The organism is Gracilimonas tropica DSM 19535, from assembly GCF_000375425.1.
GTDB classification, from domain to species: Bacteria; Bacteroidota; Rhodothermia; order Balneolales; family Balneolaceae; genus Gracilimonas; species Gracilimonas tropica.
The window spans coordinates 74,875-87,482 of the sequence record NZ_AQXG01000008.1; the positions used below are offsets into that span (position 1 = coordinate 74,875).

A 12,608-nucleotide genomic window follows, 5' to 3' on the forward strand; every position below is an offset into this window, starting at 1 on the left:
GCGCTTTTCCAAAAGCTGAAGTAAGATTCGAGTTCATTCATGCATTCAAGTTCCCCTTTCAAAAGAAAAAATAGCTTTTAAATTCATTAAGAAGACATTTTAAATTTTTGAGCGTTTGACAAAGAAAGATTTTTTGTGCTTTTTGATGGTACTCATCTCGCCTAACCATCGAAGTATAAAATACAATGAACCGAAATAATTTAAGTTATACCGGTGAAGAAAGTTCTGCCTGTGGGGTAGGCTTTATCGCCAGCCGAAAAGGAGTCTATGCAAATGAACATCTGTTAAACGGACTTCACGCGCTGAAGTGCGTAGAGCATCGCGGAGCGTGCGGAGCAGATGGAGTAACCGGAGACGGAGCCGGCATTATGACAGATATTCCGTTCAACATGTTTGGCTATGAACAGGATACCGTTGCCATTGCCACTTTATTTGTGACCAACGATCCGGTAAAACAACGGAAAAGTTTACAGTTATTTGAGAACACCTTTGAATTCATGGGGCTTCCAATTTTGGAATACCGGGATGTTCCCATCAACAAAAAAGTTCTTGGGAAAGAAGCTCTTGCCACACTGCCTGACATCAAGCACGTCGTAATAGAAAGGCCTGCAAAAAGCAGAACCAATCTAGCTTTCGATACGCTTTTATATAAGGCAAAACAGCTGACTATGCAGAAATTGTATTCCACTGAATTAGTGGGAAATTTATTCTTTACTTCTCTGTCGGCCCAGACCATCGTGTATAAGGGACTTTGTAAAGCCGAATCGTTACAAGATCTCTATCCCGATCTTCAAAATCCGGAGTATAAAACCCGATTCACTTTATTCCACCGAAGATTCAGTACCAACACCCGAACCTCGTGGGATAAGGTACAACCATTCAGACTGATCGGACATAATGGTGAGATCAATACGATTGCCGGAAACCGATCCTGGGCAAAATCTCGGGAAAAAATGATTGGTGCTGAGAAGTATGAATTGCTCACACGCAAAGGTATCAGCGACTCTGGCAGCTTCAATGAAATGGTAGAAGCCATGCGTTACCGAAGCGGTGTTCCCAATGTGGAAGACATTCTTGCCCTGATGGTTCCACCTGCCAGTGTAGATAATGAATTTTATACGTTTTGGAGCCGTGCTATGGAGCCCTGGGATGGCCCGGCATTCATATCGTACGCAAATGGATATACCATCGGTGCCCGACTCGACCGAAATGGATTCCGCCCGGCAAGATGGGCTCGAACGGAAGATCATTTCTATCTTTCTTCAGAAGCAGGAACCTTTGAAGTAGATGAATCAAGGATTGAAGCCAAAGGAACGTTATTTGCCGGTCGTGGAGTTACACTTGACCTCGATACCGGAGATGTTCATTTCCGAGACCCAAGTCATTCCAAAGAAAATGAAGATGCCAAATTCGATGCCCGCCTCACCCCCATTCCTGAAGAAGTTGGCGATCCAAAAAAATCGTATCTCGAAAAACTCCCGCTATTCAGCTACACCGATGAAGAATTAAGCAAAGTGATCTACCCGATGGCTACAGATGGCAAAGAACCGGTTGGGTCTATGGGTGATACGGCCCGACTTGCCGTTCTATCCACTGAACCAAGATCATTTTTCGATTATTTTTATCAGAATTTTTCCCAGGTCACCAATCCTCCGCTGGACTATATCCGCGAGCAGGTGGTTACCGATCTTAGAACGCACCTCGGGAAAAAACCGAACATTTTTGAACCTAAAGAACTCATCCCACCGGCTCCGGCTTTCTTGCTGAAAAGTCCTTTTCTGAGTTTGTCACAGATGGATTACCTGCATTCTATTGTGGGCGGAGATCTTTCGGAAGAACAAATTGTGCCGGTTCGGCTTTCCATGACTTTCAAACGTACGCATGGTGTTGTCGGCTTCAAAGCCAAACTGAAGGAACTGGCCGATCAAGCTATAGAAGCGGCTCAAAAAGGACATTCCATTATTATTTTAAGTGATCGGGATGCTTCTTACGAATATCCGGCCATTCCTTCGTTGCTTGCGCTACGTTCGGTTGTAAATAATCTGAATGAACAGGGGTTGCGGCTCAATGCTTCCGTTGTGATTGATTCCGGTGAAGTGAAGAACACGCATCACGCAGCGGCCATTATTGGATTTGGGGCGTATGCTGTTTGTCCTTACATGGCACTTGATGTTGCCCGAAATGATGACAACCGCGCACTCAAAAAGCTGGATGCGGATACCAAAGAGCGCAATTATTTGCATGCGTTGGAACAAGGATTGCTAAAGATCATGGCGAAGTGCGGAATTTCTGTGGTTCGCAGCTATCAAAGTGCAAAATTATTTTCCGCAGTAGGACTTGATAAACAAGTGATTCGCGATTTCTTCCCCGGAATCCAAAGTCCTATTGGAGGGATCACGCTCGATCAAATTGGCGAGCAGGTTCTTGAGCGAACGCAACATTTGCGGGATGAAGACCTCAGCGAGATGAAGCCGCTGAAGACCTATCAATACAAAGAACACGCCCGTGGGAAAATGGGTGAAAAGCATTCGATGACGAGCTCGCGATCTAAAGCCATCCACGAATTGGTGCGCGATAAAAAGCTCGATCTCACCGACATGCAGCTGTTCGATGAATATCTAAAAGCCGGTCATGAGGATGAACCGGTAGCATTGCGCCATTTGCTGGATACAAAGAAAGCCGAAGAGCCTCTGGATCTGGAAGAGGTGAAATCCATTGATCATATTCTTCAAAAATTTGGTTCTGGAGCCATGTCATTTGGAGCCATCAGTGCTGAATCTCAGCGCGATATCTTCAAAGCCATGAAAGAGATCGGCGGGCGCTGCAACAGTGGCGAAGGCGGCGAAAATCCCTATTATTTTACGGAGGGAATTTCAGCTTCCGTTAAACAAATTGCCTCTGGGCGTTTTGGCGTCACCGGAGAGTACCTGGTTGCCGGAGACGAAATTCAGATCAAAGTTTGTCAGGGTGCCAAGCCAGGTGAAGGAGGTCAGCTGATGGGAATCAAAGTAACGGAGGACATCGCCCGCGCCCGATTTGCCAATCCCGGCTTCGACCTGATCTCTCCTCCTCCACTCCACGACATTTACAGCATCGAGGATCTGAAGCAACTTATTCACGATCTCAAGCAACTTCACCCCGAAGGAAAAGTGAGTGTGAAACTGGTTTCTGGTGTGAATATCGGAACCATTGCGGTGGGTGTAGCCAAAGCCGGAGCGGATGTCATCCAGGTTTCCGGTGGAGAAGGAGGAACCGGAGCGGCTTCGTTGAGTTCCATGAAACACGCCGGATTACCTTGGGAAATCGGACTTCCTGAAGTGCATCAATCCCTGGTAGAAAATGACCTTCGGGATCATGTGATCCTCAGAACTGATGGCGGACTTTCGTCCGGAAAAGACATTGTACTCGCTTCTATTTTAGGAGCTGAAGAATTCGATTTCGGGAAATTGTTGCTGATCGCGGAAGGCTGCATTATGGCTCGAATTTGTGAGAAGAATACGTGTCCAACCGGAATTGCTACGCACGATCCGAAATTCAAGGCCAAGTACAAAGGCCACAAAGATCATGTGGTGGATACGCTGAAGTATCTTGCCCAGGATGTGCGTCGCGAACTGGCCAAAATTGGAGCTTCTTCTTTGGATGAAGTTTTTGGGCAGACCCAGTATCTGCAAATGCATCCTGACCGGGAAGAGCTTATCAAAGAGAAAAACTTCGATTTAAGCTATTTCCTGAATGCTCCTTCATACAAAAAAGAAGAAAATCTGTCCGGACTTTCAGATCCTATCAGTCCGCTGAACCGACAAATTGTGGATGATCTTTCCGAAGCCATCGACAACAATGAAGATATCAGCAAGGAATATGAGATCTACAATACCGATCGTTCTGCGCTGGCTACTTTATTTGGTGAAATGTCTCGCAAAATGAGCAAGCAGCGGCTGAAGGAAATCAAGGAAGGCAAAGAATTCAAGAACCCATACAGCAAAACCATTTCCCTCACTTTCAATGGAAGTGCCGGTCAGAGTTTTGGCGTATTCCAAACCGGAAATGTAGATGTACGACTAATTGGTGAAGCCAATGATTCGGTCTGTAAATCCATGTCGGGTGGGAAAACCGTGATTGTTCCACCAAAAGAAGCAAGGTATGAACCGAGCGAGAATGCCCTTATCGGAAATTGTGCTTTATACGGTGCCACCGGGGGGCGGTTTTATGTATACGGCCAGGCCGGCGACCGATTTGCTGTCCGCAACAGTGGTTGCACGGCTGTTGTGGAAGGAACCGGATTGCATGCCTGCGAATACATGACCAACGGAACTGTGGTGATTCTGGGTGGAACCTCGAACAACATCGGCGCGGGAATGACGGGAGGAGAATTGTTCCTCTTTGAAGATCCCGGCAGTAAGGTAAATCGCGAGTACATTGATGCGGTAACCCTTTCCGAAAAAGATGAGCAAAAGCTGAAAACTATTATTCAGGATTATCAAAAAGAAACCGGTTCAACCAAAGCCGATTATATTTTGTCGGATTGGGAGAATGTGAAATCACAATTCAAGAAATACATTCCGGTTTCTATGATTGACAAGGAAACTCAAACTGAAAAAGCTTCTGTGGAGAATAATTAGAATCTTGATCTCACTCACTCATTGATTCTTTTTAGCAGTAGCTTTCCCCATACACAAATCGTGTATGGGGTTTTTTATTTTGCTGATTTAGATCTTTTCAGTCTTGAGCGAAGCGGAGACTGGAAAATAGTAGCTAATTCAAGTCTTCAGACTTGAGGATGCTAAAAATCTTAAGTCACCGCTCGGAAGAATTTGAATTTCTTTTTTAAATACTTGGACTCGCTCAAGACTTAAGATATCAGATAACCTCAAGGTTCGATGTTCCTTGTTCGATGTTGGATGTTCAACAGCTTAAGCTTCCACTAAATACACTTCGGTAGCAACGGCATGTCCGATCGTTTGCTGTTGTTCTTCTTCAAGGGTAACCGTAACCGGGCCATTAAAGGGTGCTTTTTCAAGTACTTTGATCTTGACACCCGGCAGTACTCCGATCTTTTCCAAATACCGCAGCAGTTCCGGATCCTGATCTTTGACCCGGCCAATGATATAGGGTGTATTGAAATCAGCTTCCGCAATAGACAGTTGAGCCATTTCCGGCATTACGCCGTCTTTAGAAGGGATTGGGTCGCCATGGGGATCGTGTGTGGGGTGATTCAGGAGTTCCGCAATTCGGTCTTCAAACTGCTCTGAGATGTGATGTTCAAGCTTCTCGGCTTCGTCGTGAACTTCATCCCAGGAATAGCCCATCACTTCCTTCAGGTACAATTCAAGCAAACGGTGATGGCGTAATATCTCCAATGCGATCTTCTTCCCGGATGCTGTAAGCTTGGCACCTTTATACGATTCATGATCCAGCAAATTCATCTTTGCCAGCTTCTTCAGCATATTGGTCACCGAAGCTGATGAGACTTCCAGCGCATTGGCGATATTAGTGGTGGTTGCTTTCTCTCCTTCCGTTTGAAGCACGTAGATTACTTTCAGGTAGTCTTCAATGGACTGGCTCAGCCCCATTTTATTTTTAATGGATTCTTTCAAAGCTGGTATTTTGGGTCAGAATTAGTATAAAGTTAGGTAAAATACAAAAATTACTGATTTACTGAGGCATCTGCTTTTATAATCACCAACGTCATATCGTCGTGCTGTTTGGCCACGCCTTTGAATTCTTTCACATCATCCACAATGATCTCCAGAATTTTTTCAGAGGATGCCTTTCGTACTCCTCGTACCAGGCGCTCCAGGCGTTCCTCCCCATAAAATTGGTTACCCGGACTCAGCATCTCGGTTATGCCGTCAGTGTAAAGAATAACCACATCACCCTCTTTCAATTTCAGGGTAGACTCCTTGGTGGTTTTCAGGAACATATCCCCCTTTGCTACGCCAATTCCAAGTCCGTCCGGTTTCAGCCACTCGGAATCACCATTGGACCTCAAAACAAGCATGGGATTATGTCCGGCTCTGGCAAAGGTAAACTGCCGTTTATCCGCCTCCAGAATTCCATAGATCATAGAAATGAATGTTCCGCGTGTAGCATTTTCGTTGAACAATCGATTCAATTGATTCAAAAGCTCAACCGGAGACATTATTAACGCACTCAAACTATGAAGTACACCCTTGGTAAAGGTCATATAAAAAGACGCCTTTATCCCTTTACCACTTACATCCCCAATAGCAATAGCGGTGCGCTGATCTCCAAGCGGGATCATATCGTAATAATCGCCCCCGGTTTCCTGGGCAGGAATACAAACCCCTGCTATATCAATTCCGGGCAGGTGATGAATCCGGGAGGGTAAGAACGTTTGCTGTACAATTCGGGCAATCGAAAGTTCTTGCTTAAGGCGTTGCTCTTTAGCCTGTTCTTCAATGTAAGCAGGCACATATTCCGGTAATTCATTGCGATCACTTCCTTTAAAGATGAAGTAGATCCCAAAAGCGACAAAAGTAACCAGCATGATCCCAAACAGCCAAAAAGCGTTAGCATCGGGAGACCCTTCCAGCACCCAGCCTTTGGATGTTGACAGTAAATTCACAAAAATGAAGAATCCGAATACCACCGGAAGAATATCATATCGCAAATAAAAATATCCCAGCACTAACCCGATAACGGCTCTTGTGGTATGGTCTAAACCTGCGGGTTGAAGCTCAAAAGGGATCACGTCCATCAATCCAAAAATTACCGCGGAAAGTATCGGAATGACCCACTCTTTGCCCGACAAGCCCTTAATTTGATTTCCCGCGATCAGGAAAATCGGTACCATAATAAGCAGTACTATGAGTGAACTCACCATCAGGTTACCGATGGAAGGAAAGAGAAATTGGTTTGAAATGAAGCCGGTATCAGCTGAGATGTAGCCGTTTGAAGAGAAATACAGAAAAATGCCCAGGGTTCCGGCCAAAATACCTCCAATACTCACGGCCTGGATGATTCCCCAGCCCATCGGTTTGTTCATGAATAATCCGCGCCGGACCAAGTCCCATGTTTTTAACTTTTCCGGCCAGTACTGTCGGGTAATGGAATCGCTGACAGCCGTTAATACAAAGAAGCCAACCGCACTCACCGCTCCTAAAACAGCCACCAGCATGGCACCGTTAATGAGCTGATTGGTTCCAATATTTGAGAATGCGAAACCAAAATCGTTGGCAAATTGCAGCACCCAAAAGGCGGGCGCCATAAAACCGGCGATCACAGCAATGATCATAGCCGGACGGGTATCGAGGGCCCGGGCTTTGATCCGAAGGTAGAATACAAACAGCAGCCATAAGGAAAAAAGCACGATGATCAGCAAGGATATACTTTCCAATATATCCTGGAAATCAGCATTCCGGACCGTTACCTGAGGTTCAAGGGTATAAGCAATAGATTTGACCGAACCGGCCGGCAATACATCCAAATTAAGTTTAACGGAACTGTTCGTTGAGGCATCCTCATAACTCCAATAGGTTCTGGCAAACCGAATGCCTCCTTCGTCCATGATCTCAATGGAATCCTGAGAAAAATCGAAAGTTCCCCAAAGCGTACGGTTCAGATAAAAACGAGCCAGATTCCGAATGTTATCCATGCTGTAATATCGTGCCTCATCTTCGCCACGCAATACCCGTAACCGATCTAAAATACTTTGTTCGCGACTCGCACTTGCGGATCCTGTCAAATGCTGATAATCTGTGAGCCCTGCAATGAGAGAGTCCTCCAATCCCCGGGTGTATTCCTCCACTTGATCCCTAAACACAGAACGCACTGCAAACCGATTGGCGGGACGCTGCTGATTTAAGAATTCAGCATTTGCCGAGTACCCCACTACTTTTCCATTTCCGCCGAACGCCATCGTAACGGATGGATTTTCTTGCGAATTGACCCTATTGGTTTGCCTGACTTCCCAGCTTAGCAACGGGATCTGCGAAAGAAAATCTGATTCTGCTACCCGCTCTTTGAAATCTCTTTTTCCCCATTTTTTTTGTAGCGTATCGATATAGGCATGTTCAGCCTGCAACTCGGCTCCGGCATAAAAATCAACAGAGTTGAATTGCCAGCTTTGCAATACTGAATCCGCTTTCTGAACAACTTCATTTTCATTCAGACTGGTTTGCTGACCGGAAAAGGGATGATCAGCATTAAATGAATAAAAGAACCACCCAAGTCCGATGACCCCGAGCAGTATGATCAATAATTCCCTAAAGAGTTGTTTTCTCTGTTGCATGAATGGTACTACGAAAAATATCCGTTAGGTTTCGTGAATATGCTTAGATTATTGGAAACATCGAAATTGAAAGATAGCATTTTATGTGTCTTATCACCTTTGCCTATAAAGTTCACCCTGATTATGAGCTGATCTTGGCCGGAAACCGGGATGAATTCTACGCACGACCTACCCGAAAGGCTCAATTCTGGACGGAAGAAGGCCACCCGGATATTTTAGCCGGAAAAGACCTGGAAGCCGGAGGAACCTGGCTTGGTGTTCATAAAGATGGTCGATGGGGAGCTCTCACAAATTACAGAGATTTTAGTATCCAAAAAGTTAACCCACCATCACGCGGGGAGCTTGTATTAGATTATCTGGCTTCCGGCAAAAAAGGAGAAACATATTTAAGGCACATAAAACCCAAGGCGGGACATTACAATGGTTTCAACTTGTTGCTTGGAGACCGCCAAGGGCTTTACCATTTACACAATCAGGAGAAGAAGATCCATAGAATTGAACCGGGGATACATGGTTTAAGTAATGCTTCACTCGATACCCCGTGGGACAAACTCACAAAAGCCAACCAACAGCTGGCCTCATTGATCAAAAATGAAAACCTAAGCAAGGAGGCTTTGTTCGAACTCCTGCTAAATGAAGAAAAAGCCCCGGAAGAGAATCTTCCTGAAACCGGTTTATCTCCGGAAATGGAAAAAGCGGTTTCCTCCATTTTCATCAGGACGGAAGGATATGGTTCCCGTTGTTCTTCCTTGTTACTCATCGATAAACATGGAAATGTTGACTTTACAGAACGTCGTTATATTCCCGGAACAAAGGAGATCAATGGCGAACAACATTTTGCATTCTCCCCTTAACTTTTATCTAATATTTCATTAAATAGGCGTCCAATTATTTTATCGTTACCTTAATCGCCTCTTATTTCATTTAAACCCCATTTATGACGTATAAAAATACCAAACCCACGCTTCTACAGGCCTTCATCCCAATTATATTTTTGATCATTGCACTTTTTATCAACGTGCGCATTTTTGGGGATGCTTCCCTCGACGGTTCCAACCAAATTATCCTTATGCTCTCAGCAGGGGTAGCCAGCCTGGTGGCGCTGAAGTTGGGTTTTAAATGGAAAGAGATTCGAAACGGTATCGTAAAAAGTATCAGCTCGGCAATGTCTTCCATTATTATTTTGTTGTTGATCGGGTCTTTGGCCGGTACCTGGCTTCTTAGCGGCATTGTTCCGGCAATGATCTATTATGGATTGATGGTTCTTAACCCCACCATATTTCTCTTCGCTGCCTGTGTGGTATGTGCCGTTGTGTCTGTAGCAACCGGGTCTTCCTGGACTACAGCGGCAACCGTGGGTATTGCACTTGTTGGAATAGGAACCGCACTTGGCCTGAATCCGGGAATGGTAGCAGGGGCCATTATTTCCGGTGCCTATTTTGGGGATAAAATGTCTCCTTTGTCTGACACCACCAACCTTGCCCCAGCCATGGCGGGAACTGATCTTTTCACGCATATTCGCTATATGGCATATACCACTGTTCCGTCGATCACTATCTCCCTCATCTTGTTTTTGATCCTTGGTTTTATGTTCGGAGGAAACGCCCAACCGGTAGATACCCATGAAATTCTGAATGCCATAGATGGTGTATTCAATATCAATGGATGGCTTTTTATTGTACCGGCCTTGGTGGTCTTTCTGATCGTTAAAAAGATACCGGCCATTCCTTCCATTTTGGCCGGCGCTCTGTTAGGAGGGTTGTTTGCCATTATTTTCCAGCCCGATGTCATTCACTCTGTATCCGGCTATGAAGATGCCTCCTGGGAATCTACCTATGTGGGTGTAATGATGGCTTTCTATGGTGATATCAGCATCACTACCGGAAATGCCATCGTAGATGACTTACTTAGCTCCAGCGGGATGTATGGAATGTTAGGAACCGTGTGGCTGATCATGTCAGCTATGATCTTTGGCGGCGTGATGGAAGCCAGCGGCATGCTTAAGCGTATTGCTGAAGCCGTTATATCCATGGTCAACTCAACCGGATCGCTGATCGCATCTACGGTAGGTACTTGTGTATTCTTTAACGTCACTGCATCGGATCAATATTTAGCCATTGTAGTGCCGGGCCGTATGTACACCGACACTTTTAAAGAAAAAGACCTGGCTCCTGAAAACCTGAGCCGTACTCTTGAAGACTCCGGAACCGTCACTTCTGTTTTGATTCCATGGAATACCTGTGGCGCTTACCATTCCAGTGTTTTGGGAGTTTCAACCTTTGCTTACTTCCCCTTCGCATTCTTTAACCTGATCAGCCCATTCATGTCTATCTTTTATGCCTATGCCGGTATTAAGATCAGAAGTTTGGCAGAAGCCGGCGGTGAGCCGATGAATGAAGATGACTTTGATAATCCGTAAGTATCAGCTGATAGTAACTTTCAGGCTTCAGCTATCAGCTTGGTAAAGTGGTAAAGTTTTAACCGGTGACGACTACTCTGCGTCGTCACCAACTTATTGGAATAGAAATACTTGTATTATTTCAACCAAGCTGCTCTTTTATTTTGCTGAGACCGGCTGGCATTTTCATTTATTGCAGTTTTGAATGAAGCATCTTCAGATAAGATCACCATTGCAGATTTTTGCTCTCCCCATCTTAAGAAGGTGATTTCAACCTCATCACCGGGAGCATACTTTTTCAGAATCTCATCCACATCATTCACTGAACTCAAACGTGTTCCGGCAATCGAAAGAATCTCATCCGTTGATTCAATCCCGGCATCATAAACCGGAGAACCTTTGATGGCATTGGATCGAAGTTCCCCCACTCCATTTTCGATACGAATATTTGTCCCTAAACTTGCTTCACCCGGATTCGCCTTTCCAAAATTCACCCCAACACTCGCAAATAAGGATTTATAATCCGGCATTTGGCTGTCAAAGATGTACTTATCGAAAAAGTTGGTTGCGAATTCTTGACCGGCATATTCAGCCAAAGCGGCTTCAATATCTCTGTTTGTATACGGGACTTCAGGTTCTCCAAATTTCTTCCACATGAGCTTCATGAAGTCATCGATATTTTTGTTGCCTTCCAGGTTTCGCAGCGACAGATCCAGCGCCACCCCTAGTACACTTCCATAACTGTAATACGAAATGAAGGTGTTTTCGCGATTTACCGGATCTACGGAACGAGCGGCATCCACAAAAGGGGCCTGATAACTCATTTCAACGGGATTGAAAAACTGTCGGCCGGGATGATTGAATACATAGTTGAGTCCGCCTGCAAGTCCACGAATGTATTCCTCTTCAGAAAGAATCCCCGCTCGCTGAAGGATCAGATCATCAAAATAACTCGTAAAGCCTTCAGCAAACCAGAGTTCGCCACTCATGTTGGCTTCTTCAAAATTAAACGGTTCCAGGCTGGCCGGACGGATGCGTTCTACATTCCAGGTGTGAACAAATTCGTGGGAGATCGTGCCAATGCTCGTTTCACCAAGCGGTTCATCCAGAGGTTTCGAGTTCGTCACGATCGTTGAATTCCGATGCTCCATTCCATCTCCACTGGCATTTGGCATGTAGCAACTCAAAAAGACGTACTCACCGTAATCCAATTCAGGAAGTCCGCCAAAAACGTCAACTTGCTCGTTTACGATCGCCATCACTTTTCCAAAATACTCGTCCACTTCAGACTCAGTTGCCGGCGTGTGAAGGGCCAGCTTAATGGTTTGATCGCCTACCCTTTCAGAACGCTCATGGAAATTTGCGATCTCAACCGGACTGTCAAGGAAGTAGTAAAGATCGGGTGCATAATACGTGTTTCCCTTCAATGGCTTAAGCTGAGTCGCCACTTTCCAATCCAGGTCGTTACGAACGTCAAAAGTTATTTCGATGGGCCGGTGACCGTAGTCCCGTGCCCAGGCAAAGGTAGCCGGCATGTTGAGATGGGCATGCGTTTCATCGACTTGTGAATACGTTCCGTCTCCCCGATTGGCAAACAATGTGTACTCAAATTTCACGGTTCCATCATGACCGCTGATGTTCCATTGATGCGGATTGGGCCGCGTTACTTCCAGCTCATTTCCTTCACTGTCAGTTGCCTTCACTCCGTACACATTCTTGGCAAACTCGTGCAGCGCATATCTTCCGGGAGAGGTCCGGCTCATTCGAACTTCCAGCACTTTGTTATCCAGATTAGTGTACGTCACCGATATTTCTGCTTCATGATGAACAGCGTTTTCGAAGGAAATCTCGTATTTGGTGGTGGTTTGGGCTTGGAGTGATAAAGTGAGAAGTGATAGAGCGAGCGTAAATAGAATTTTTCTCATGACGGAATTTTGAGATTACAATTATTGGGACGTG

Annotated in this window: 6 protein-coding genes; 3 read left to right on the forward strand and 3 right to left on the reverse strand. The window is 45.4% G+C overall.

The window, feature by feature from the left end:
* Positions 1-185 precede the first annotated feature (185 nt).
* On the forward strand, positions 186-4,619 hold the full coding sequence (gene gltB, locus B151_RS0112610; protein ID WP_020404007.1) for a glutamate synthase large subunit: 4,434 nt from the start codon (positions 186-188) through the stop codon (positions 4,617-4,619).
* Positions 4,620-4,910: 291 nt separating this feature from the next.
* On the opposite strand, the gene B151_RS0112615 is transcribed toward gltB, so the two are convergent.
* On the reverse strand, positions 4,911-5,594 hold the full coding sequence (locus B151_RS0112615) for a metal-dependent transcriptional regulator (protein ID WP_020404008.1): 684 nt from the start codon (positions 5,592-5,594) through the stop codon (positions 4,911-4,913).
* A gap of 50 nt (positions 5,595-5,644) precedes the next feature.
* Complete coding sequence (locus tag B151_RS0112620; RefSeq protein ID WP_020404009.1) at positions 5,645-8,251, reverse strand: PP2C family protein-serine/threonine phosphatase; 2,607 nt, start codon at positions 8,249-8,251, stop codon at positions 5,645-5,647.
* A gap of 83 nt (positions 8,252-8,334) precedes the next feature.
* On the opposite strand from B151_RS0112620, the gene B151_RS0112625 reads away from it, so the two are divergent.
* Positions 8,335-9,105 (forward strand): NRDE family protein, encoded by a 771-nt coding sequence (locus B151_RS0112625; RefSeq protein ID WP_020404010.1) that lies wholly within the window; start codon positions 8,335-8,337, stop codon positions 9,103-9,105.
* Positions 9,106-9,188: 83 nt separating this feature from the next.
* Positions 9,189-10,670, forward strand: a complete 1,482-nt coding sequence (gene nhaC / locus B151_RS0112630; RefSeq protein ID WP_020404011.1) for a Na+/H+ antiporter NhaC — start codon at positions 9,189-9,191, stop codon at positions 10,668-10,670.
* Between the two features lie 116 nt (positions 10,671-10,786).
* Here the strand turns inward: nhaC and B151_RS0112635 are convergent, their stop codons facing one another.
* Positions 10,787-12,574, reverse strand: a complete 1,788-nt coding sequence (locus B151_RS0112635) for a M61 family metallopeptidase (protein WP_020404012.1) — start codon at positions 12,572-12,574, stop codon at positions 10,787-10,789.
* Between the last annotated feature and the right edge of the window lie 34 nt (positions 12,575-12,608).

What these genes read in the sequence shown, in the direction of transcription:
- gltB (WP_020404007.1), top strand. Translation starts at nt 186, where the DNA reads ATGAACCGAAATAATTTAAGTTATACCGGTGAAGAAAGTTCTGCCTGT.
- B151_RS0112620 (WP_020404009.1), bottom strand. Translation starts at nt 8,251, where the DNA reads ATGCAACAGAGAAAACAACTCTTTAGGGAATTATTGATCATACTGCTC.
- B151_RS0112625 (WP_020404010.1), top strand. Translation starts at nt 8,335, where the DNA reads ATGTGTCTTATCACCTTTGCCTATAAAGTTCACCCTGATTATGAGCTG.
- nhaC (WP_020404011.1), top strand. Translation starts at nt 9,189, where the DNA reads ATGACGTATAAAAATACCAAACCCACGCTTCTACAGGCCTTCATCCCA.
- B151_RS0112635 (WP_020404012.1), bottom strand. Translation starts at nt 12,574, where the DNA reads ATGAGAAAAATTCTATTTACGCTCGCTCTATCACTTCTCACTTTATCA.